The following is a 22,302-nucleotide window of genomic DNA, read 5'->3' on the forward strand; positions in this document are numbered from 1 at the left end:
ACAGCCCTACGAGCGGCGCGAAGATCTCGCGCCGCACATGCTCCAGGAGCGCGCAATGGCACCCGCCACGGCAGGATATTTTCGTCGGCTCACTCGCAGGCTCACCGAAGACCTCGATCAGCTGGACGCCGAGGAAATGGCCGAGACGTCTCAGGCGTCCGGCGCGCAGCGGGCCTGCGACTGCAGCCGCGGCGAGGAAGTAACCATGCTGGGCCGGCTCCGCAGCGTCGAGGCGTGTCCCAAGTCCGGCAATGCCAGCATCGAAGCGGAGTTCTTCGACGGCACCGAACAGGTCAAGCTGGTCTGGATCGGAAGACGCAGGATTCCGGGGATCGAACCCGGTAAAACCCTGTTGGTCCGGGGTCGTGTCGGTGATCGCGACGGCCAGAAGGTGATCTTCAACCCGTATTACGAGTTGCGGGGCGAATCGTAGGTCCCGGTTCGTGTGGCACTCTCGTCGAGTGACCGAAACGAAGCAGCAGTCCGTTCTCGAGCAGCTCGGTGGGTTCAGCGGACTGATCTATTCCACCCTGCCCATTCTCGTCTTCGTGCCGGTCAACGGAGTATGGGGTCTCGGTCCGGCGATCTGGGCCGCCCTGGGGGTTGCCGCGTCGATCCTTGTGTGGCGCATCATTCGCCGCAGTCCCGTCCAACCGGCCATCTCCGGCTTCTTCGGGGTCGGAATTTCTGCCTTCATCGCCTATCGCACCGGTGATGCGAAGGGCTACTTCCTCTTCGGGATCTACACCAGCCTCGCGTACGCGGCGGTGTTTCTCGGCTCGATCCTCGTGCGCTGGCCGATCGTCGGCATCATCTGGGGGTTCCTGAACGGCCACGGGAATCTGTGGCGTCGCCACCGGGGCGCCGTGCGGGCCTATGACGTGGCGACCGGGGCGTGGGCGCTGGTCTTCGGTGCCCGGTACCTCGTGCAGTCCCAGCTGTACGATTCCGACCAGACCGGCTGGCTCGCCGTCGCCCGCATAGCGATGGGGTGGCCGCTCGCCGGATTGGCTCTCCTGGTGACCATCTGGGCCGTGCGGCGCGCCGATCGGATCGTCGAGCCGCGGCCCCTGGAGGCGACCGATCATCCGGAGGCGGCGGAGCCCACCGATCATCCGGAGGGCGCGGTCATGCCGACCGACGACACGGAGGCGGGTGGACCCCGCGAGGATCCACGGTCGTCGTAGGCGGTCGCCCCGACCGCCTCATCCGCGAGCCTTACGAGAGGCCGACAGCGGTCCGCAGAGCGTCTTCGACGTCGACTCCGGCGACGAAGAGAAGTTCGTCGCCGCCCTCGAGCGGGTCGTCCGGCTGAGGCACGATCACTCGACCACCGCGAAGAATGGTGACCAGCGCTGCGTCACGCGGCAACTGGAGCTTGCGCACGGCTTTGCCTGCAAGTGGGGTGTTGTCGGGCAGCGTGACCTCGACCAAGTTGGCCTGCCCTTGACGGAGGGTCATGAGGCGAACCAGGTCGCCGACCGACACCGCCTCCTCGACGAGTGACGCCAGCATCCGTGGCGTCGACACCGCCACGTCGACGCCCCACGATTCGTCGAACAGCCATTCGTTGCGGGGGTCGTTGACCCGGGCGACGACGCGGCGAACCCCGAACTCGGTTTTGGCGAGCAGACTGAGGACGAGATTCGCCTTGTCGTCGCCGGTGGCAGCGATCACCACTTCGTACGTTTCCAGGGTGGCGGCCTCGAGGCTGCTCAGTTCACAGGCGTCGGCGTGAACCCAGGTGGCCTCGGGTACGGACTCCTGCTCGATGTGTTCGAGCTTGCGCTCGATCAGCATGACATCGTGTTCGCTGCGCACCAGTTCCCGCGCGATGGAGCGTCCTACGGCACCCGCGCCTGCGATTGCGACTCTCATCGGCTGCTTCCGTTCGGGTGTTCGATCGTGAAATTTCTCACTGACACTCAGTTCTCCGAGGGTGGGGGATTGCCCGCGAGAGCGACGGCTTCGGCGACGGTTCCGGACACTGCCGCGATATACACCTGATCGTCAGCCTGGAAGATCGTCTTGCGGTCGGGGAGGATGCCCGTTCCGAAACGGATGATGAATGCCACCCGTGACGAGGTGGCGGCCTCGAGTTCGGCGATCGGCCTGCCAATCCAGTCCTCGTGGAGCGACAACTCGGTGACGGCAACGGTTCCCGAGGGGTCACGCCATTTGGCCGTCTGGCTGTCACGAGTCAGGGTGTGCAGGAAACGATCCGTCGACCACGGGACGGTGGCCACGGTGGGGATTCCGAGCCGCTCGTAGACGGCGGCGCGCTTCGCGTCGTAGATGCGGGCGACTACGCGCTCGACTCCGAACGTCTCCCGCGCCACACGTGCCGAGATGATGTTGGAGTTGTCGCCGGAAGACACGGCCGCGAAGGCCTCGGCCCGTTCGATACCGGACTTCACCAGTACGTCGCGGTCGAATCCCATCCCGACGACCGTGCGTCCGGGAAAGTCGGGATCGAGTCGCAGAAATGCGGCCGGATCGCGGTCGATGACCGCGACGTCATGTCCGATGCGGGTCAGCGATCCGGCGAGGGACGAGCCGACTCGGCCGCATCCCATGATGACCACATACACCTGTTACTCCGTTCATGGACTTGTGGTGTCACGTCCCGAGCACGTGCATACCGAATCGAACCGTACAGTGCCCAGGCGAAAGAGCAACCGAGACACAGATCGCAATCCGGACACTTCGGTGGGCGACGGTCCAGTTTCTTCGCGGACGGCTTACGCTTTGCCAGTGTCAAAGCTCTCGACCGCCACCAAGCGGCTACTGCTCGGCAGACCCTTCCGGAGCGACAAGCTCGGGCACACGCTGCTTCCCAAAAGGATCGCACTACCGGTCTTCGCGTCCGACGCGATGTCCTCGGTCGCGTACGCGCCTGAGGAAATCTTCCTGGTGCTGTCGGTGGCAGGCATCTCCGCGTACGCGTACACGCCGTGGATCGGACTTGCCGTGGCCGCCGTGATGGCGGTGGTGGTGGCGAGCTATCGGCAGAACGTGCACGCCTATCCGTCGGGCGGCGGCGACTACGAGGTCGCCACGGTCAATCTGGGTCCCACTGCCGGTCTCACCGTGGGCAGCGCGCTGCTGGTCGACTACGTGCTGACCGTTGCGGTATCCATCTCGTCGGCAGCGTCCAACATCGGCTCGGCTGTGCCGTTCGTGGCTCAGCACAAGGTTCTCTTCGCCGTGGCGGCCATCGTCCTGCTCACTGCGATCAACCTTCGTGGCATCCGCGAATCGGGTATCACGTTCGCGATTCCGACGTACGCGTTCGTCTTCGGCATGGTGCTGATGCTGTCCTGGGGGCTGTTCCGGATCTACGTTCTCGGCGAAGACCTACAGGCGGAATCTGCGGGGTTCGAACTCGCGGCAGAGGACTCCCACCTGTACGGCATCGCCTTCGCCTTCCTCATCGCGCGCGCGTTCTCGTCGGGGTGCGCGGCGCTCACCGGTGTGGAGGCCATCAGCAACGGTGTTCCCGCGTTCCGTAAACCGAAGTCCCGGAACGCGGCCACGACGCTGCTCTTGCTGGGCACGATCGCGATCGTCCTCCTGATGGGCATCATCATCCTGGCGCAGAAGATCGGAATCGTCTACGCACACAATCCCGCTGCACAGTTGATCGGCGCGCCGAGCGGCTATGAGCAGAAGACGCTGATCGCTCAGGTGGCCGAGACGGTCTTCGGCGGATTTCCCATCGGCTTCTACTTCATTGCCATCGTCACGGCGCTCATCCTCGTGCTGGCGGCCAACACGGCGTTCAACGGGTTCCCGGTCCTGGGCTCCATCCTGGCGCAGGACAGGTATCTGCCGCGTCAGCTCCACACCCGTGGTGACCGGCTCGCCTTCAGCAACGGCATCCTGTTCCTCTCTGGTGCGGCCATTGCGTTCGTCGTCCTCTTCGACGCCGAGGTCACCAAGCTGATCCAGCTCTACATCGTCGGGGTGTTCGTCTCGTTCGTCCTGAGCCAGACCGGGATGATCCGGCACTGGACCCGGCATCTCGCGTCGGAGACCGATGCGCGGCAACGCCGCCGGATGCAGCGTTCGCGGGTGATCAACTCGATCGGTCTCACCATGACCGGCGCGGTCCTGATCATCGTGTTGATCACCAAGTTCGCGGCCGGGGCTTGGATCGCCATCGTTGCCATGGTGGCCATCTTCGTGGTGATGAAGATGATCCGGAAGCATTACGACAGTGTCACTGCTGAGCTCGAGGAGCAGGAGTGGGACGGTGTGCTGCCGAGCCGGACCCACTCGATCGTCCTGGTGTCCAAGCTCCACATGCCGACCATGCGAGCACTCGCGTACGCCCGCGCCACTCGCCCCGACACCCTCGAGGCGATCACCGTCAACGTCGACGAACCGGATACGCGGGCGCTGGTGCGGCAGTGGGAGAAGAGCGACATCGCGGTGCCCCTGAAGGTCATCGAATCGCCCTACCGTGAGATCACCAAACCGGTCCTCGACTACGTGCGGCGGGTCCGCAAGGACGCTCCGCGTGACGTCGTCACCGTGTTCATTCCCGAGTATGTCGTCGGGCACTGGTGGGAGCAGATCCTGCACAACCAGAGCGCGCTGAGACTGAAAAGCAGGCTGTTGTTCCAACCAGGTGTGATGGTGACCAGCGTTCCCTGGCAGTTGAACTCGTCGGAGAAGGCAAAGACGCTCGGCGTCGAGTACACCGCCGGCGCCACCCGGCGTGGGTACGACCCCGAAGAGAAGTGACGAATGGCAGTGTTGGACGGATGGCAGTGTTGGACGGATGGCAGCGTTGAGTGAGAACTGGACCGGCCGGCGCCTCGAGCTGACCCTCGGCAATCCTGGCCACGGTGGATTCGTCGTCGCACGGCACGAGGGGCGGGTGGTGTTCGTGCGTCATGGCCTGCCGGGGGAGCGGGTCATCGCGATCGTCACCGAAGATCGCGGCGGATCGTTTTGCCGCGCGGAGGCCGTCGACATTCTCGCGGGTTCGCCGGAGCGAATTGCGCCGATCTGCCCGATATCGGGACCGGGAGGCGCCGGGTGCTGTGACATGTCTCATGCCCGCCTCGCCTTCCAGCGACAGATGAAGTCGCAGATCGTGTCCGAGCAGCTGCTGCGGCTCGCGCGGGTGGACCGGAACGTGGACGTCGAGGAACTGCCCGGCACCGGTGACGGAACCGGCTGGCGCACCCGGGTGCGGTTGGCTGTCGATGGCAACGGGCTGCCGGGATATCACCGGTACCGGAGTTCGGGCATCGTCACCGACCTCGAGTGCCCGCAGATCGAGACTGCTGCGTATGACGGCATCGCCGAGCACGAGTGGACGCCGGGCAGCGAGGTGCAGATCGTTCTCGACGGTGCCGGAGAGCGCCACGTTGTCGAGATCGCGCCCCCGAAGGTGTCGAAGACGGGACGAACGAGTCCCGGTCGACGGGGTGCCGCAGCGCGACGTGCGGCTGTCGCGGCGCCGCGAGTCGAGCGGCTGTTCGAGGGGTCTGGGCGGCCGCGGGAACGGGTACATCACCGAGAATGGACGCTAGCTGCCACCGGTTTCTGGCAGGCGCATCGCGGAGCGGCGCAGACGTATTCGACCGTGGTAGCGGAGTGGGCCGGTGTGACCGCGAGTGATACGGCATGGGACCTCTACGGAGGGGTGGGTGTGTTCGCGGCAGCACTGGCAGGCGCCGGGCTCGTGGAGTCGGTGGAGTCCTCGAAGCAGGCTGTCGCCGATGGAAGGGCAGCGCTGGCGGATGTACCGCAGGTCCGTTTCCGTCCGGAGCGGGTCGAACGTGCGCTGTCCGAACTGGCGAGGCCGCCCCGGGTGGTGGTGCTCGACCCGCCGCGCACCGGCGCGGGGCGAGACGTGATCGCGGCGGTGTCCTCCGCAGACGCCGAACGCATCGTGCACGTCGGATGTGATCCGGCGTCCTTTGCCCGGGACGTCGGTCTCTACCTCGGTGAGGGCTACCGGCTCGATACCGTCCGGGCCTTCGATGCATTCCCGTTGACTCACCACGTGGAGTGCATCGCCCTGCTCACGCGCTGACCGGACTGCATCGGCGTGCCGCACCACGACCTCCGTATAGTTTTCCCTGCAACAGCGGGACTAGGACGGGGATCGGATGTCGGTACAGCCAGATACAGCGCGGGCGCTCGCCGATGCAGTACTCGCACTGGGGCGCTCCCTGCGTGCAGTGGTCTTCACGAGCGGTGAGACGGTGATCGCGCCCGCTCTGACGAGCGTGTTGTTCGTGCTGTCCACCCGTGGTGAGTGTCGGCAGAACGAACTCGCCGCCGACCTGTGCGTCAGTCAGTCGTCCCTGAGCCGGCAGATCGCCGAACTCGTCGATGCGGGATACGTCCTGCGCACGGCTGACCCACACGACAAACGCGCTTCGCGTATTCAGGTGTCGCCCAAGGGATTCGACGTCCTCCGCGAGACAACCGAACGTCGCGCGGAACGGCTGCGGGCCATGTTGGACGGCTGGTCGCAGGAGCAGGCATCGGCCGCGGTGACGTCGCTGCTGCAACTCAACGAGACGTTTACGGCGTCTGTGCAACAGCGAAACGGTCGCGTGCAGAGTGCTGCGCCGCCTCAGCGCCCGGTCCGGACCGAGAAGGACTAGACACCCGCTTCCGGCCGGTGCCGGGCACTAGGACTTCCGGTTGTAGAGGCGCATCGTCAGGGGTCCGAAGATGACAATGAAACCGGCGCACCAGCCGAAGACCACGACGAGGTCAGCCGACTGCACCGATCCGGCCATCAGTCCGCGAATGGCCGTCACCAGTTTGCTGATCGGATTGACCCCAACGAACGCCTGGAGCCATCCGGGCATCGTGGCGGGATCAACGAAGATGTTGCTGGCAAATGTCAGCGGAAACAGGATGAACATCGACACCCCCATCACCGCCTGCTCGGTTCGCATGAGCATCGCGAACATCGTCCAGATCCAGGACAGGCTGAAGGAGAACAGCAACAGCAGTCCGATCGACGCCGCGACTCCGACGATCCCGCCATCCGGCCGGAAACCCAGGACCAGACCGAGGATCAGGACGATGATCGAGGCGATCGTGTAGCGCACCACGTCACCGAGCAGGGCGCCGACGAGGGGCGACGGACGCCAGATCGGAAGCGAACGGAAGCGGTCGAAGACACCCTTCTCGATGTCCTTGTTCAGCGTCAGGCCGGTGTACATGGTGATCATGACGACGGTTTGAACGAGGATGCCGGGCAGCAGGAACTGGACGTAGGCGTCGGTCGATCCGGCGAGTGCCCCGCCGAACAGGTACGTGAACATCAACGTGAACATGATCGGGAACATGGTGACGTCGAAGAGTTGCTCGGGAACGTGCTTGATCTTCAGCAAGGCACGCCACCCGAACGACAGGGAGGTCGACCACGCAGTGGGACGCGAAGGGCGCGGTCCGGGCATCTTCAGGACGTCGGCGACCGCCTTCGTGGTGTCGGTGGTCCGGTCGGCGGTGGAGGTCATGACGCAGGCTCCTCGGTGGGTCGGCCGGTCAGGGATAGGAATACTTCGTCGAGGCTCGGCTGCCCCAACGCAAATGTGCTGACGGCGATTCCGGCGTCGTGGAGGGCGGGGAGTGCCTGCGCGACCCTTCGCGGATCGTCGATGCGGGCAGTCAGCGCGACGGGGTCGTTCTCCTCGGTAACCGGGACACCGAGTACGTCACGGAGCAACCTCGCTGCGGCCGGCCGGGTGTCCGCATCGGTCACGCGCACATGCAGAGACCCGGATCCGACGGACGCCTTGAGTTCGCCGGTGGTGCCCTCCGCGATCACCTTGCCGTGATCGATCACGGCCACCCGGTCGGCCAACTGGTCTGCCTCGTCGAGGTACTGCGTGGTCAGCAGCACTGTCGTCCCCCCGGCCACGAGGGCGCGCACGATGTCCCAGACTTGGTTGCGGCTGCGGGGATCGAGTCCGGTGGTGGGTTCGTCGAGGAAGATCATCTCGGGTGTGACGATGATGCTCGCCGCGATGTCGAGCTTGCGACGCATCCCGCCCGAGTAGTTCTTCACCTGTCGATTTCCGGCCTCCTCGAGGCCGAACGCCGCGAGCAGCCGCTCGCATCGCGATCGCGCTGCCGCGCGCGAATAACCGAAGAGGCGGCCGAGTAGCAGGAGGTTTTCAGTACCCGTCAGATCCTCGTCGAGCGAAGCAAATTGGCCCGTCAGCGATACCTTGCCGCGAACGGCGTCCGGTTCGGTGGCGACGTCGTGTCCGAGTACCGTGGCCGATCCGCCGTCGAGGGGCAGCAGCGTGGCGAGCATGCGGATCGCGGTGGTCTTGCCGGCACCGTTGGGACCCAGGACGCCGTAGACGCCCCCGAGGGGTACGCAGAGGTCGAGTCCGTCGACGGCGCGGGTGGAACCGAAAGTCTTGACGAGTCCCGTCGTCTCGATGGCCAGCTTCGTGGCTGTCAGCATTGCACCCTGCCTTCGCGTTCGAATGGCGTCGAATCCCGAGACCCCGAGCCTGTCCGATTTTCCCGATTCCGGCAAGCGGATTTCGGTATGCCGCTCAGCTGCCGTTCCCTTGCCTCAGCAGCGACCGCAGCATGAGGTCGAGCTGTTCGTAGGCGCCCGACGCCAGTCGCTCGAGCAGCGCGACTTTCAGTGCGGGTTCCTTCGACGCCATGTCGGCATACCGCTCGGGAGTCAGCACCGCGACGGTCACCGCGGTGTCGGCCCGGACGTCGTTGAGGAAGCGGGAATCGAGCATCATCGGCATCTCACCGAAACTCATCCCGGCTGACAAGGTGATGATGCGGTACGTCGACCCCGCCTGATCGGTGATCGTGGTGCTCACCTTGCCCGAGAGAATGAGGAAGAGCCCTGAGGCGGAATCCCCCCGGTGAACGATGTGCTCGCCGCGGTCGAAAGTTCGGATCTCGAGGTCGCGGGTGAGCCGATCGAGCTGTTCGGGGTCGAGTGCGGACAGGACCGGATGCTCGGTGACAGCGAGGGAGGCCGGCTGGCGGGCCGACCGGCAGTGCCGATCCAGGAGAACGTCCTCACACCACTGCACGGCGGCGTCGAGGTCGGCGAATACCCGTCCGGTGTCTCCCGTGAGGTCCGAGCGGGAGTTGCCGAGCAATCCGCCGGGGTCGACGAACGCCACGGCGCACCCGCGCTGGGCGAGCGTGCCGCGCAGGGTGTCGATCATCCGGCAGGCCACCCCGCTCACATCGTCGACTCGCCGGACGTCGACCACCACTACCTCGAGGTCCTCGTCGACGCCGCCGATCTCACGGACGGCGGTCTCCGCGCCGGCGAACAACAGATCGCCGTGCAGTTCGTAGATGCGACTGCGTTTGCCGACATCGTCGAGGGTGGCCCGCTCGACCGGGGTGCGCCGCATGCGCGACGGGGCATCCGACGCGGAGTAGCGGGCGCGGATCGCGGCGCGCGCCGCCCGAGTGACGTGGAGGAAATGCAACTCGAGTTCGGCCGACAGTGCCCTGCATGCCTCGACTCCGCGGACGCTGTTTCCGTGGGCATCGAGCCTCGGCGAGTAGATAGCGATGCCGATCTGGCCCGGCAGAACCGCCACGATCCCGCCTCCGACGCCGCTCTTGGCGGGCAGGCCCACCTCGTAGAGCCACTTACCGGCGCCGTCGTACATGCCGCAAGTGGACATCACACTCAGCACCCGCTCGACCAGGACGGGGGCGAGCACCGTGTCGTGCGTGACGGGATTGACCCCGTTGTTGGCCATCGTCGCCGCCATCAGGCTCAGGTCTCGGCAGGTCACGTCGATCGAGCACTGCCGGAAGTAGAGGTCTACCGCCTCGTCGGGGTCGCCCGTGATGATGTCGAACGAGCGCAGCATGTGCCCGATGGCGCGGTTCCGGTGGCCCGTGTGCGACTCGGACGCGTACACCGCCTCGTTGAAGGTGAGCTCTCGCCCTGCATACCGCGAGTAGGCCTCGCGGATTCGTTCGAATCGCGAGTCCACGTCGGGCCCGGCCACCAACGACGCAGCAGTGATCGCACCGGCGTTGATCATCGGATTGCGCGGCCGCTCGGTCATCGGGTCGAGACTGATCTCGTTGAAGGGTTCCCCCGACGGTTCGACGTCGATCTTCTCCGCGACGGCCTCCGCGCCTCGGTCGGCGAGCGCGAGGGCGTAGGTGAACGGTTTCGAAATCGACTGGATGGTGAACGGCAGGCGCGTGTCGCCCACCTCGTATACGTATCCGTCGACCGTGGCTATGCAGATACCGAACGAATCGGGGGGCACGGCCGCCAGCTCCGGAATGTAGTCGGCCAGCTCACCGCCGCGGTTGCTGCAGGTCTCGGAGAAGATCTTCCCGATCAACGCGTCGACGACGGTGCTCATGAGACGACCCTAGAGCCTGACGACGGCGAAGTCGGGGGTTCCGAGGGGTGCCCGTGTGGCCGCAGTCGTGTGAACCCGGTCACGGCCGGTCGCGCGGCTGTCGAGGATGCGGGGGTGTTCGGAGGACGCCTGTGTGCACATGGTGTGTCGCCCGGTCCCGCGGCTCCGTAGACTGGGTGCACTGTGACGTGACACGAAGCCACGACGCAGAGGCACGTAATGCGGCGTGCATCACGGAGGGAGCGATCTCGTTGGGTGTTCTTGCCCGTATCCAGACGCCTGACGATCTGCGTCAGCTGAACCCCGCGGAGATGAAGCAACTCGCCGCGGAGATCCGTGAGTTCCTGGTCCAGAAGGTATCGGCGACCGGCGGCCACCTCGGACCGAATCTCGGTGTCGTCGAGCTGACGCTCGCCCTGCACCGCACGTTCGTCTCGCCCGCCGATCCGATCATCTTCGACACCGGTCACCAGGCCTACGTCCACAAGATCCTCACCGGTCGCAAGGGAGACTTCGAGTCGCTCCGCAAGCAGGGCGGACTGTCCGGGTACCCCTGCCGCGCCGAGAGCGAACACGACTGGGTCGAGTCCTCGCACGCCTCCGCATCCCTGTCCTATGCGGACGGTCTCGCGAAGGCATTCGAATTGACCGGCCAGGCTCGCCACGTGGTCGCCGTCGTCGGTGACGGCGCACTGACCGGCGGTATGTGCTGGGAAGCGCTCAACAACATCGCGGCAGGCAAGAGCCGATCGGTGATCATCGTCGTCAACGACAACGGCAGGTCGTACGCGCCGACGATCGGGGGTCTCGCCGATCATCTCGCCACCCTCCGGCTGCAGCCCGCCTATGAGCGGGTGCTCGACAACGGTCGCAGAATCGTCAAGAAACTGCCGTGGGTGGGCCGTACCGCCTACTCCGTCCTGCACGGGATGAAAGCAGGTCTCAAGGACGCGGTCGCCCCGCAGGTCATGTTCACGGATCTGGGAATCAAGTACCTCGGTCCCGTCGACGGTCACGACGAAGCTGCCCTCGAGTCTGCGCTGCGCCGTGCCAAGGCGTTCGGGGGACCGGTCATCGTGCACGCCGTCACCCGCAAAGGCATGGGGTACGCACCAGCAGAGAATCACGTCGCCGACCAGATGCATTCGACCGGTGTGATCGACCCCCTGACCGGGAAGTCGACGGCGACGGCATCCGCCGACTGGACCTCCGTGTTCTCGGCCGAGCTCATCGAGCAGGCCGGTCGCCGCGAGGACATCGTTGCGATCACTGCCGCGATGGCGGGTCCGACCGGACTGGCAGCGTTCGGTGACGCCTATCCCGACCGGATGTTCGATGTCGGCATCGCCGAGCAGCACGCCGTCACCTCGGCGGCGGGGCTGGCACTCGGAGGACTGCACCCGGTTGTCGCGGTGTATTCGACCTTCCTCAATCGTGCATTCGACCAGCTGTTGATGGATGTCGCCCTGCTGAAGTTGCCGGTCACCCTGGTGCTGGACCGCGCGGGGATCACCGGAAACGACGGTGCCAGCCACAACGGCATGTGGGACATGTCGCTGCTGGGCATCGTGCCCGGCATGAGGGTCGCGGCTCCGCGCGACGCCGCGACTCTGCGCGAAGAACTGGACGAGGCGCTGGCTGTCGACGACGGACCCACGGCGGTGCGCTTCCCCAAGGGCACCGTGGGTGACGACGTGCCCGCGCTGAGCCGAATCGACGGTGTCGTCGACGTCCTGCGGGACTCCTCCGGCCGAAAGGACGTCCTGCTCGTGTCGGTCGGGGCGTTCGCCGGACTCACTCTGGCTGCGGCCGATCGTCTCGAGCAGCAAGGTATTTCTGCGACGGTCGTCGACCCGCGTTGGGTCCTCCCGGTGCCGGAATCTCTGGTCAAGCTCGCAGAGGACTACAGCATGGTGGTCACGGTCGAGGACAGTGGCCTGCATGGAGGCGTCGGTTCCACCGTGTCGGCGGCCCTGCGCTCTGCGGGCGTCGATATCCCGTGCCGGGATCTGGGCGTTCCGCAACGGTTCCTCGACCACGCCTCCCGCACCCAGGTTCACGCCGAACTGGGGTTGACTGCGCAGGATGTCGCCCGCCAGATCACCGGCTGGGTGGCGAGTCTGGGGAACCACCCCCCGTCGGCGGCCAACGGGGTGGTTGCGCGCGAGAGCGCCGAACACATCGAGAACAGCGGCCGGCAGAGCTGACACACCCGTGAAAAACCGATCCGGCCGAATCGGAACGATTCGGCCGGATCTGTATGTAGACCACGTCAGGTCGTCATCTCCTCGAGTTCCATCCCCTTCGTCTCCCGGACCCTCGACCGGACGAAGAAGAACGACAGCAGCGCGAAGAACGCGAACAGGCCGTACAGGAACCACAGGCCCACCGAACGGGTCAGCGGCGGGAACGACAGCGTGACGGTGAAGTTGGCGATCCAGTTCGCCGCCGTGCTGATGCCGAGTGCGTAGGCGCGCATGTTGTTGGGGAACATCTCGCCCAGCATCACCCACATGACCGGGCCCCAGGTGGAGGCGAAGAAGATCACGAACAGGTTGGCGCCGATCAGGGCGACTGCCCCCCACGGGCTGGGGAGCACGACGTCGTCACCGCTGCCCTTCGCCTGGGAGAAGGCGATTGCGGCCGTCAGCAGGCTCACGAACATGCCGAGCGAGCCGACCATGAGCAGGATGCGCCTGCCGATCCGGTCGACGAACAGGATGGCGACGAATGTCATACCGACGTTGATGACCGCGGTGATCACCGACGTAACGAACGACTCGTTCTCGGTGAAGCCCACCGACTTCCAGAGCGTGGTTGAGTAGTAGAAGATCGCGTTGATACCCACGAACTGCTGGAAGATGGCCATGAAGATACCGACCCAGACGATGGGCTGCAGCCCGAACTTGGGGCCGCGAATGTCGTCGAACGACGCCGTCGATTCGTGGCGAAGGGTCACCCGGATCTCGGATACGCGCCCCTGCGGGTCGACTTCGCCGGTGATGTTCGCGAGGATGTCGGCCGCTTCCTGGTCGAGGTGCTTGCCGACCAGGTAGCGCGGAGACTCGGGAATCATCAGCGCGATAATGCCGTACACGACCGCGGGGACCACGCCGACGATGAACATCCAGCGCCACGCCTCGAGGTTCAGCCACAACTCGTTCGATGCGCCGCCTGCGGCATTCTGCAGCACCGCGTCCGACAGCAGCGCGGCGAAGATGCCGAGAGTGATCGCCAGCTGCTGCAGCGACGCCAACGCGCCGCGGTAGCGTGCCGGTGCGATCTCCGCGATGTAGGTCGGCGCAATGACGGACGCGATACCGATTCCGAGGCCGCCGAGAATGCGCCAGAGCATCAGGTCGGGAACGCTGAAGGCGAGTCCGGCGCCGATCGACGAGACGACGAACAACACCGAACCCAGCAGCATCACCTTCTTGCGGCCCCACCGGTCTGCGAGGCGGCCCGCAAACCACGCGCCCACAGCGCATCCGAGCAACGCGATGGCCACCGCGAAGCCGGTGAAGAACGCACTCAGTTCGAAGTGCCCCTGGATGGAATCGACGGCTCCGTTAATCACCGAGCTGTCGAATCCGAACAGGAAACCCCCGACCGCTGCCGCGACCGTGACCCCGATGACCTTGGCGGTGTGTCTTTCGGACATCTGTGTCATCGCATACCTGCTTTCGGCGAGCGTGGCTGTGGGCCGGCTACGAAATTTCGTGTGGAATCACGCTACGCTCGCGATGCCTGATCAGGCGGGACTTCACGCACCGGCCTTGTTCGCCGCCTCGCTCAGTTGCGGCGTCAGCCTCTCGAGCGCCCAGGGAGTGGCAAGCACGCTGGTCTGGCTGAGTCCTGCGATCACCTTCGTATCCGACAATGTCACCGCGCTTCCCCGGCCGAGGGCGCCGAGATTCGCGTAGGCAGGGTTGGCCGCGACGGTGCTGTCGTCGGCGACGAACGCGACCACGACATCGGCGTCGATATCGGCGATGTTCTCCACCGAGATGTCGGCGAAGAACTTGTCCGGATTCGACTCGGCGAGCTTCGACACACCGGGTGCGACTGTGAATCCGAGCTCGGTGAGCACCTGCACGCGGGGGTCGGAGGGCATGTAGACGTTCACCGTGGCAGCGTCGGTATCGAAGTTCACCACCGACACCGTCTTTCCGGCGAACTCCTGGTGTTTTGCGGCGGTCTGCGCGAGCCGGTCGTCGAGGCCGGTGACGAGAGCCTCTGCCTCGGCGGTCTTACCGAGCGCCTGACCGATCAGGGTGGTCTGGTCCTGCCAGCTGGTCTGCCACGCCTTGTCCGGGTAGGCGACGGTGGGGGCGAGCGCGGAAAGTTTTTCGTAGGTGCCCTGGTCGAATCCCTCGTAGGGTGCGAGGACGACATCGGGTGCCAGCGAGGCCACTTGCTCGACGGGAATGGTGGTGGCGGTGTCGAGGAGTGTGGTCCGGCTGGGGTCGTAGCGGTCCTGGAGCCAGGGCATCACTCCGTTCGCCTCGGCGCCGTAGGAGTACTTTGGCATGCCGACGGGGGTCTCGCCGAGCGCGTAGACGACGTCCTGGGCGTTCCAGCCCAGGGTGACGATGCGCTCCGGGGCGGCGTCGATCGTGGTGGATCCGAAGGTGTTCTCGATCGTGACCGGGAAGCCGGCTCCGCCGCCTTCCGCGCTCGTGCCGCCGTCGCCGGACGAGCAGGCGGCGACGAGCAGCGCGGTGCCGGCCACGGCGAGTGTTACAGCGATCGGGCGTGGGGGTGTGTACACGGCAACGACTCCTTCGACGAGCGAGTAAAAGGTAAGCCTAACCTAGATATCGGGCCGGGACCGGGTTCTGCGCTCGACTTCGGATCACCGTGATTCGAACTCTGCTTCCGGTTCAGCGGTGGCGTAATGGGGCGCCGTATTCGCGTTTACCCAGGTGAGCAGGGCACTCCACGGGACCCAACCGGCAGATTCGCGGAGGCCGCGCCGGGTGGTCCGTAGGCGCGACTTCCGGTGGTCGAACAGCAGTTAGCGTCTCTTGTCGTTCAGCACACTGCACAATCGACGGAGGAAACGCATGGCGCTCGCCGCGGACGATGCAGAGGCGGTGGTGGCTCCGACTGCCCTGCACGGCCAGCCCTCTGCCCGCAGATCTCGCGCCGACGAGGCTCGCCGATTCGCCGACCTCTTGCGGCAGCAGATCCACGCGGACTCTTTCGCCGACCGCGGACTGCCTCCGGAATCGGAGTTGGCGCACGAATTCGGGGTGTCTCGGAACGCGGTGCGGGACGGGCTCGCGCTCCTCAAGCAGGAGGGTCTGATCGACCGTGCGCCCCGGGTGGGCACTCACGTGGCGCGGCGCAAGTACGACCACGGGCTCGACGCCCTGCTGGGACTGAGGGAGACCTTGAAGGAACACGGTGAGGTGCGCAACGACGTGCGCGTGGCCAGGGAGATCACGCCACCACCGGCCGTGGTGCGTCGATTGCAGCTGGCAGCAGGGGAATCCGCGGTCTACATCGAACGTGTCCGCTATCTCGGTGACCTCCCGCTCAGTCTCGACCTCACCTATCTGGTGCCCGACATCGGGCGGAACATCCTCGGCCGCGACCTCGAGCGCAACGACGTCTTCACGCTGATCGAGGAGGTCTGTGGGCAACCACTCGGTTCAGCGGATGTGGTGATCGAATCGGTGAATGCGGATGCGCACTCGGCGGCGAACCTACAGACCCCGGACGGGGCCGCGCTCCTGTTGCTCGAGCGTCTCACCCGACTCGTCGACGGACGTCCCGTCGACCTCGAGTACATCCGCATGCGCGGTGATCGAATCACCATGCGCAGCAACCTCATCCGACGTCCCGAAATTTCGAACTGGGAGCTCACATGACACTTGTCAACGCACGCGCCGACGTACCGGTCACCATCGACGAGTCACTGTGCATCGAGGGGTGCACGCTGTGCGTCGAAATCTGTCCTCTCGACTCGCTGGCCATCAACCCGGACAACGGCAAGGCCTTCATGCACGTCGACGAATGCTGGTACTGCGGCCCGTGCGCAGCCCGCTGTCCCACCGGCGCCGTCACCGTGAACATGCCGTACCTCCTCCGCTGAGCGAAAGACTTCGAAAACATGTTGCGTCCCTACTCCTCTCTCGTGCTGACCGCTGCGGTCGCACTGCTCGCGACCGGCTGCTCGCTGGAAGACACCACCGCCGGGAGCGACGATGCAGTGCCCGTAGTGATCGGTTACCAATCGAAGACGATCAACACGGTCACCGCCGGAACACTGTTGCGAGCCCAGGGCTACCTCGAACAGCGTCTGCAAGAACTGACCGAGAAGACGGGGACGAAGTACTCCGTCGAATGGCAGGATTACGACACCGGCGCGCCGATCACCGCGCAGATGGTGGCCGAGAAGATCGACATCGGCTCGATGGGTGATTATCCCATGCTGATCAACGGCTCACGCACACAGGCGAATCCGCGATCGAAAACCGAGATCGTGTCGGTCACCGGGTACAACCCGGAGGGTGCCCTGAACATGGTGGTCGTCCCTCCTAGCTCTCCCGCCACCACGCTCGCCGATCTCGCGGGCCGGAAAGTGTCTGCCAGCGTCGGTTCTGCCGGGCACGGCACCCTCGTCCGTGCACTCGACCGCGCCGGAATCGACCCGGGCACCGGCGTCGAGGTTCTCAACCAGCAACCGCCGGTCGGATCCTCCGCCCTCGAATCCGGTCAGGTCGAGGCATTGTCACAGTTCGTGGCCTGGCCCGGGCTTCTCGTGTTCCAGGACAAGGCGAAATTGCTCTACGACGGCGCAGAGCTGAACACACCCACCCTGCACGGGGTCGTCGTGCGGGAGGCCTACGCGGACGAGCACCCCGAAGTCGTCGATGCGTTCCTCCGTGCACAACTCGACGCCACGCACTTCGTCCGGACCGAGCCACTCGAGGCCGCACGTATCGTCGCCGAAGACAGCGGACTGCCGCAGGAGGTGGTCTACCTGTACAACGGGCCCGGTGGTACGACGTTCGACACCACGCTCCGACCCGAACTGGTCGAAGCGTTGAAGGCAGACGTCCCGTATCTGAAATCGATCGGTGACTTCGCGGATCTCGATGTCGAGGGGTTCGTCGACGATGCGCCTCTGCGCGCGGCATTCGATGCCGAGGGGCAGAACTACGATGCCACGGTCACGACGCCTGGCAGCCCCACAGCGGTGACCGGCACCGATCCTGTGTGCGGCACGCCTGCGACCGATCCGGCTCTGGCCGGGGAAGTCTGGTTCGCAGATGCGACGCAGACCCAGCCTGCGGCGAGCCCGACGTGCCTGCTCCGGGCGGTCAAACAGGCACGCGCCGAGGGCCGTGACGTCCGCAGCGCGTACATTCCCGATGCCGAATTGGGCACCCGCTGGTTCGCGGACAAGGCGGTGTGGGTGCGCGACGGTGACACCTTCCTGCCTTTCACCACCGACGCCGCCGCCGGCCGCTACCTGCGCGTCCACCCGGCGGGAACGGTTGTCACGTACGACCGCGCTGTGGAGGAGGTTCGGCAGTGACCACCCTGCAGTCGTCGATCATATCGATCGAATCCGAGGCTTCGGTACTGCAGCCCGATCCGGCACCGCTGCCCGCGTCGGCATCGTCGTGGCGATCCCGCCTTCTGCGCATCACGTCCGTCGTCGCCGCCATCGCAGCGTGGCAGCTGCTGACGGCCAACGACGTGCGGTTGTGGTTGCGATTCGACACCCTTCCCACCGTCACCGATGTCGTGTCCGCGTTCGGCACCCAGCTGCGCAACGACCTCTTCTACCTCGACCTGGGCCAGTCCCTGATCCGCATTCTCAGCGGGTTCGGACTCGCCACCGTGATCGGTGTGGCCGCCGGGATCGCGCTCGGCAGATCGACGCTGTTCGCCGACGTCCTCGGACCGTTGACCGAACTGGCCCGGCCGATTCCGGCGATCGCCGTGGTCCCCGTTGCGATCCTGTTGTTTCCGAGCGACGAGGCCGGGATCGTCTTCATCACCTTCGTGGCCGCATTCTTTCCGATCATGGTCAGCACCCGGCACGCGGTCCGGGCGTTGCCCACGCTGTGGGAAGACTCGGTGCGCACCCTCGGCGGCGGGCGCTGGGATGTGCTGGCCCGGGTGGTGCTTCCGGGGATCCTGCCCGGAGTGTTCGGTGGCTTGTCGGTCGGGATCGGTGTCGCGTGGATCTGCGTCATCTCCGCGGAAATGATCTCCGGCCGGCTCGGCGTCGGCTACCGCACCTGGCAGGCCTACACGATCGTCGACTATCCCGGTGTATTCGTCGGCATGATCACCATCGGCATCCTGGGCTTCGCCACATCGGCAGCGGTGGAGCTGCTCGGCAGGCGTGTCACCCGCTGGCTGCCCCGAGGGGAGCGCGCATGACCGCCACCACGCTCGCGACCGGAATGTCACTCATACTCGACGACGTCACACTGTCGTACACCGGAGCCCCGGTCATCCGCTCGCTGTCGCTGACCGTGGTGCCGGGTGAGATTCTCGTCCTCACGGGGCCGTCCGGCTGCGGTAAATCGACAGTGCTCCGGGCTCTGGCCGGGTTGCTGGCACCCACCGCCGGCCGGGTGGTCGCGGACGGTGAGTCGGTGGTGTCGACGTCCCGGGACAGGGCTGTGGTGTTTCAGGACAACGCTCTGCTGCCGTGGCGCAGCGTGCGCTCGAACATCGAACTTGCTCTGGCGCTTCGCGGTGAGCCGCGGAAGGGTCGCCGGGCCACTGCCGACCGCTGGATCGACGAAGTCGGTCTCACCGGGTTCGGAGACTTTCTCCCGAAGAACCTCTCCGGCGGCATGCGACAACGTGTGCAGTTGGCGCGTGGTCTCGCCGGCGCACCCCGCGCCGTGATGATGGACGAGCCGTTCGGCGCTCTCGACACGCAGACCCGCGGCGTGATGCAGCGGCTTCTCGTCGACACCTGGAGCACGCACCCCACGACGGTGGTCTTCGTGACCCACGACGTGGACGAGGCGGTCCTGCTCGGAGACCGGGTGGCGGTCCTGGGCGGCGCGGGCAGACCACTGCGGGCGCTCGTGGACATTCCCCACCCGCGCAGGCGGGAGTTCCTCGGCCACGCCGAAACCCGAGCCGCACGCGGCAAGGTACTGGCGGCGCTGGAACAGACCGATGACGCCCCGACGACGAACGATCCGGAGAACCGATGAACATCCCCGACCTTGCCGAGATCGTGCGTCTCGACTGCGATGTACTGGTCATCGGCGGTGGCACAGCCGGCACGATGGCTGCCCTGACAGCGGCCGAGAACGGCGCAAATGTCCTGCTGCTGGAAAAGGCACACGTGCGGCACTCCGGGGCCCTCGCCATGGGCATGGACGGCGTCAACAACGCGGTCATTCCCGGCAAGGCCGAACCCGAGGACTACGTCGCGGAGATCACCCGGGCAAACGACGGAATCGTCAATCAGCGCACGGTCTATCAAACCGCAACCCGCGGCTTCGCCATGGTGCAGCGCCTCGAGAAGTACGGAGTGAAGTTCGAGAAGGACGAGTACGGAGAGTACGCGGTGCGGCGCGTGCATCGCTCCGGTTCCTATGTGCTGCCGATGCCCGAGGGCAAGGACGTGAAAAAGGCTCTGTACCGGGTGCTGCGGCAGCGGAAGATGCGGGAGAAGATCCGCATCGAGAACCGGTTGATGCCCGTTCGCGTCCTCACGGAGAACGGCCGGGCCGTCGGGGCCGCTGCGCTGAACACCCGCACGGGGGAGTTCGTGGCAGTCGGCGCGAAAGCGGTGATCCTGGCGACCGGTCCCTGCGGCCGACTGGGACTACCGGCCTCCGGATACCTGTACGGCACCTACGAGAATCCGACGAACGCCGGCGACGGCTACTCGATGGCCTACCATGCCGGCGCAGAACTCAGCGGCATCGAGTGCTTCCAGATCAATCCGCTCATCAAGGATTACAACGGGCCTGCCTGCGCCTACGTCGCCAACCCGTTCGGTGGTTACCAGGTCAACGCGCACGGTGAACGGTTCGTCGATTCCGACTACTGGTCGGGGCAGATGATGAGCGAGGTCAAGAGCGAAATCGAGTCGGCCCGTGGGCCGATTTATCTCAAGGTGAGTCACCTTCCGGAGGAAACGCTCGACACCCTGGAATCGATCCTCCACACCACCGAGCGTCCCACCCGCGGCACGTTCCACGCGGGCCGCGGTCACGACTACCGCAGTCACGACATCGAGATGCACATCTCCGAGATCGGACTCTGCAGCGGGCATTCCGCGTCCGGAGTGTGGGTGGACGAGCACGGCGCCACCACCGTTCCCGGGTTGTACGCCGCGGGCGACCTCGCCTGCGTTCCGCACAATTACATGATCGGCGCGTTCGTCTACGGCGACCTCGCCGGGGCACACGCGACCGGCACGCTGCCCGGTATCCCCGCGCCCACCCTGCTGCCCGAAGACCAGTTGAAGGAGGCGCACGAGCTGATCTACCGGCCCCTGCGCCACCCCGACGGCCCCCCGCAGCCGCAGGTGGAATACAAGTTGCGCCGATTCGTCAACGACTACGTCGCGCCGCCGAAGACGGCCACCAAGCTGTCCATTGCCGTGGAAACCTTCGAACGGATGGAGCGCGAGATCGCCGAGATGGGCGCCACCACCCCGCACGAGTTGATGCGCTGCGCGGAGGTCACGTTCATTCGCGACTGCGCCGAGATGGCCTCCCGCAGTTCCCTCACCAGAACCGAGAGCCGCTGGGGGCTCTACCACGAGCGCGCCGACCTACCGGAGCCGAGCGACGAGGAATGGGGGTATCACCTGAACCTGCGTCGCGGGGCGAACGGGGAGATGGAGTTCTTCAAGAGGCCGGTCGCACCCTACTTCGTTTCGGTTCCGGGCCTCGATTCCCTTCCGCCGCAGGACCAGACGGTGGTCGCGGTGACTCAGCCGCCGCTGGTCGGAGGACGCGCGCCGGTCGAGGAGCGTTCGCGTATCGCCGCGCCGGTCCGGCAGGAACCGTCGTCGCCCGCCCTCGTCGCGCTGCTCGGCCTCGATGCTCCCAGCATCGGCGAGCTGGAGCCGTACCTCCGAAATAACGACCCCCAGGTCCGGGTGACCGCACTGTCGGTGCTGACCGAGGGAACTCCCGACGGTTTCACCGGAGCACTCTTCGCGGCTCTCGCCGACGAGGCCGTCACCGTTCGCCGCGCCGCCGCCGAAGGGCTGCGCGAACTGGTCGAGGTGCTCACCTCTTCCGCTGGGCTCGAGGCGCATCTGGGGTCGGGTGACGCCGTGGTTCGGGCCGCGGTGATCGACGTGCTGCGCGCACTGCACGCGGGGTCGGCAGAGCAGTTCCTGACGGCGTTGTCCGACTCCGATCACCACGTTCGGATCGAAGCGGTGCGAGGCCTGGTGTCGCTGGACAAGTGGGAGTCGGTGGCGTCGGGGGCACACGACGAGAACCGGGAAGTGCGGATCACGGTGGCGCACGGGCTCGCCACCATCGGTCTCGGTGGACTCGACGCAGTGCGAGAGTTGACCGATGACCGCGACCCGCTGGTGCGTGCAGCGGCACTGACGGCATTCGCCGGATTGGGGTGCCGCGACGACGATGTCGCCCTCGTCGTCACGGCACTGCGCGAATCCGCCTGGCAGATACGGCAGGGGGCAGCACGCGGACTGGCCGGAGCGGACCCGGGCATTGCCGTGCCCGCTCTCGCGGAAATATTGGAGGATCCGCACCTCGATGTGCGGAAGGCAGCCGTGCTCTCACTCGGACGGTGGGCCGGCGATCGGACTGCGGCTCAGGCTTTGACCGAGGCCCTGGGCGACACCGATGCCGACGTACGGGCCTACGCCCGGCAGGCGTTGAGCGCGGCGAACAGCGTCCCAGTCGCCTGACACAGGTGGGGGCGAAGGACGCCGTGGCGTCCT

19 protein-coding genes are annotated in these 22,302 nt (G+C 65.9%); 12 read left to right on the plus strand and 7 right to left on the minus strand.

Going from position 1 to position 22,302, the window contains the following annotated elements:
• The first annotated feature begins 55 nt into the window (after positions 1–55).
• Positions 56–433, plus strand: a complete 378-nt coding sequence (locus tag HYG77_RS29935; RefSeq protein WP_109330649.1) for an OB-fold nucleic acid binding domain-containing protein — start codon at positions 56–58, stop codon at positions 431–433.
• A 28-nt stretch (positions 434–461) separates the two neighbouring features.
• The gene (locus HYG77_RS29940; RefSeq protein WP_208961400.1) at positions 462–1,187 is read left to right on the plus strand and encodes a DUF3159 domain-containing protein; all 726 of its coding nucleotides are present in this window, start codon (positions 462–464) and stop codon (positions 1,185–1,187) included.
• Between the two features lie 31 nt (positions 1,188–1,218).
• Here HYG77_RS29940 and HYG77_RS29945 read toward each other — a convergent pair whose 3' ends face one another.
• Together HYG77_RS29945 and HYG77_RS29950 are read right to left on the minus strand one after the other, a co-directional pair.
• Entirely contained in the window at positions 1,219–1,878 is a 660-nt protein-coding gene (locus HYG77_RS29945) for a TrkA family potassium uptake protein (protein WP_109330645.1), read from the minus strand.
• A 47-nt stretch (positions 1,879–1,925) separates the two neighbouring features.
• Complete coding sequence (locus HYG77_RS29950; RefSeq protein ID WP_109330643.1) at positions 1,926–2,591, minus strand: TrkA family potassium uptake protein; 666 nt, start codon at positions 2,589–2,591, stop codon at positions 1,926–1,928.
• Between the two features lie 163 nt (positions 2,592–2,754).
• On the opposite strand from HYG77_RS29950, the gene HYG77_RS29955 reads away from it, so the two are divergent.
• The 3 genes from HYG77_RS29955 (at position 2,755) to HYG77_RS29965 (ending at position 6,632) form a co-directional block, all read left to right on the plus strand.
• On the plus strand, positions 2,755–4,749 hold the full coding sequence (locus HYG77_RS29955) for an APC family permease (RefSeq protein ID WP_109330641.1): 1,995 nt from the start codon (positions 2,755–2,757) through the stop codon (positions 4,747–4,749).
• A 46-nt stretch (positions 4,750–4,795) separates the two neighbouring features.
• Entirely contained in the window at positions 4,796–6,052 is a 1,257-nt protein-coding gene (locus HYG77_RS29960) for a TRAM domain-containing protein (RefSeq protein WP_208963567.1), read from the plus strand.
• Positions 6,053–6,128: 76 nt separating this feature from the next.
• The gene (locus HYG77_RS29965) at positions 6,129–6,632 is read left to right on the plus strand and encodes a MarR family transcriptional regulator (protein WP_208961401.1); all 504 of its coding nucleotides are present in this window, start codon (positions 6,129–6,131) and stop codon (positions 6,630–6,632) included.
• 27 nt (positions 6,633–6,659) lie between these two features.
• Here HYG77_RS29965 and HYG77_RS29970 read toward each other — a convergent pair whose 3' ends face one another.
• The 3 genes from HYG77_RS29970 to glsA form a co-directional block, all read right to left on the minus strand.
• The gene (locus HYG77_RS29970; protein ID WP_109330637.1) at positions 6,660–7,499 is read right to left on the minus strand and encodes an ABC transporter permease; all 840 of its coding nucleotides are present in this window, start codon (positions 7,497–7,499) and stop codon (positions 6,660–6,662) included.
• Positions 7,496–8,458 carry an ATP-binding cassette domain-containing protein gene (locus HYG77_RS29975; RefSeq protein ID WP_109330635.1) on the minus strand — a complete coding sequence of 321 codons (963 nt, stop codon included), beginning with the start codon at positions 8,456–8,458 and terminating at the stop codon, positions 7,496–7,498. Before HYG77_RS29975 ends, HYG77_RS29970 begins: the two co-directional genes overlap by 4 nt.
• A 94-nt stretch (positions 8,459–8,552) precedes the next feature.
• Positions 8,553–10,373 (minus strand): glutaminase A, encoded by a 1,821-nt coding sequence (gene glsA / locus HYG77_RS29980; RefSeq protein ID WP_208961402.1) that lies wholly within the window; start codon positions 10,371–10,373, stop codon positions 8,553–8,555.
• A gap of 251 nt (positions 10,374–10,624) precedes the next feature.
• Between glsA and dxs the strand changes: the two genes are divergently transcribed.
• A complete protein-coding gene (dxs, locus tag HYG77_RS29985) occupies positions 10,625–12,580 on the plus strand; it encodes a 1-deoxy-D-xylulose-5-phosphate synthase (RefSeq protein WP_208963568.1) in 1,956 nt (651 codons plus the stop codon).
• 65 nt (positions 12,581–12,645) lie between these two features.
• Here dxs and HYG77_RS29990 read toward each other — a convergent pair whose 3' ends face one another.
• Complete coding sequence (locus HYG77_RS29990) at positions 12,646–14,043, minus strand: sugar porter family MFS transporter (RefSeq protein ID WP_208961403.1); 1,398 nt, start codon at positions 14,041–14,043, stop codon at positions 12,646–12,648.
• A gap of 93 nt (positions 14,044–14,136) precedes the next feature.
• Complete coding sequence (locus HYG77_RS29995) at positions 14,137–15,144, minus strand: iron-siderophore ABC transporter substrate-binding protein (protein ID WP_109330629.1); 1,008 nt, start codon at positions 15,142–15,144, stop codon at positions 14,137–14,139.
• Positions 15,145–15,439: 295 nt separating this feature from the next.
• Between HYG77_RS29995 and HYG77_RS30000 the strand changes: the two genes are divergently transcribed.
• Genes HYG77_RS30000 through HYG77_RS30025 form a run of 6 tightly spaced genes read left to right on the plus strand, consistent with a single transcriptional unit; the run spans position 15,440 to position 22,269 of the window.
• A complete protein-coding gene (locus HYG77_RS30000) occupies positions 15,440–16,249 on the plus strand; it encodes a GntR family transcriptional regulator (RefSeq protein ID WP_208961404.1) in 810 nt (269 codons plus the stop codon).
• On the plus strand, positions 16,246–16,473 hold the full coding sequence (locus HYG77_RS30005) for a ferredoxin family protein (protein WP_109330625.1): 228 nt from the start codon (positions 16,246–16,248) through the stop codon (positions 16,471–16,473). Before HYG77_RS30000 ends, HYG77_RS30005 begins: the two co-directional genes overlap by 4 nt.
• Before the next feature lie 18 nt (positions 16,474–16,491).
• Positions 16,492–17,922 carry an ABC transporter substrate-binding protein gene (locus tag HYG77_RS30010; protein WP_208961405.1) on the plus strand — a complete coding sequence of 477 codons (1,431 nt, stop codon included), beginning with the start codon at positions 16,492–16,494 and terminating at the stop codon, positions 17,920–17,922.
• A 47-nt stretch (positions 17,923–17,969) separates the two neighbouring features.
• Positions 17,970–18,779, plus strand: coding sequence for an ABC transporter permease (locus HYG77_RS30015; protein ID WP_244461395.1), 810 nt, complete (start codon positions 17,970–17,972; stop codon positions 18,777–18,779).
• Positions 18,776–19,573 (plus strand): ABC transporter ATP-binding protein, encoded by a 798-nt coding sequence (locus HYG77_RS30020; RefSeq protein WP_208961407.1) that lies wholly within the window; start codon positions 18,776–18,778, stop codon positions 19,571–19,573. The genes HYG77_RS30015 and HYG77_RS30020 overlap by 4 nt, the downstream gene beginning before the upstream one ends.
• Positions 19,570–22,269 carry a fumarate reductase/succinate dehydrogenase flavoprotein subunit gene (locus HYG77_RS30025; RefSeq protein WP_208961408.1) on the plus strand — a complete coding sequence of 900 codons (2,700 nt, stop codon included), beginning with the start codon at positions 19,570–19,572 and terminating at the stop codon, positions 22,267–22,269. The genes HYG77_RS30020 and HYG77_RS30025 overlap by 4 nt, the downstream gene beginning before the upstream one ends.
• Positions 22,270–22,302: the final 33 nt, after the last annotated feature.

The sequence above is a fragment of the Rhodococcus sp. ZPP genome (assembly GCF_017656075.1).
GTDB classification, from domain to species: Bacteria; Actinomycetota; Actinomycetes; order Mycobacteriales; family Mycobacteriaceae; genus Rhodococcus_F; species Rhodococcus_F oxybenzonivorans.

What these genes read in the sequence shown, in the direction of transcription:
- HYG77_RS30000 (WP_208961404.1), top strand. Translation starts at nt 15,440, where the DNA reads ATGGCGCTCGCCGCGGACGATGCAGAGGCGGTGGTGGCTCCGACTGCC.
- HYG77_RS29965 (WP_208961401.1), top strand. Translation starts at nt 6,129, where the DNA reads ATGTCGGTACAGCCAGATACAGCGCGGGCGCTCGCCGATGCAGTACTC.
- HYG77_RS29935 (WP_109330649.1), top strand. Translation starts at nt 56, where the DNA reads ATGGCACCCGCCACGGCAGGATATTTTCGTCGGCTCACTCGCAGGCTC.
- HYG77_RS30010 (WP_208961405.1), top strand. Translation starts at nt 16,492, where the DNA reads ATGTTGCGTCCCTACTCCTCTCTCGTGCTGACCGCTGCGGTCGCACTG.
- HYG77_RS30005 (WP_109330625.1), top strand. Translation starts at nt 16,246, where the DNA reads ATGACACTTGTCAACGCACGCGCCGACGTACCGGTCACCATCGACGAG.
- HYG77_RS29990 (WP_208961403.1), bottom strand. Translation starts at nt 14,043, where the DNA reads ATGACACAGATGTCCGAAAGACACACCGCCAAGGTCATCGGGGTCACG.
- HYG77_RS29945 (WP_109330645.1), bottom strand. Translation starts at nt 1,878, where the DNA reads ATGAGAGTCGCAATCGCAGGCGCGGGTGCCGTAGGACGCTCCATCGCG.
- HYG77_RS29970 (WP_109330637.1), bottom strand. Translation starts at nt 7,499, where the DNA reads ATGACCTCCACCGCCGACCGGACCACCGACACCACGAAGGCGGTCGCC.
- HYG77_RS29975 (WP_109330635.1), bottom strand. Translation starts at nt 8,458, where the DNA reads ATGCTGACAGCCACGAAGCTGGCCATCGAGACGACGGGACTCGTCAAG.
- HYG77_RS30025 (WP_208961408.1), top strand. Translation starts at nt 19,570, where the DNA reads ATGAACATCCCCGACCTTGCCGAGATCGTGCGTCTCGACTGCGATGTA.
- glsA (WP_208961402.1), bottom strand. Translation starts at nt 10,373, where the DNA reads ATGAGCACCGTCGTCGACGCGTTGATCGGGAAGATCTTCTCCGAGACC.
- HYG77_RS30020 (WP_208961407.1), top strand. Translation starts at nt 18,776, where the DNA reads ATGACCGCCACCACGCTCGCGACCGGAATGTCACTCATACTCGACGAC.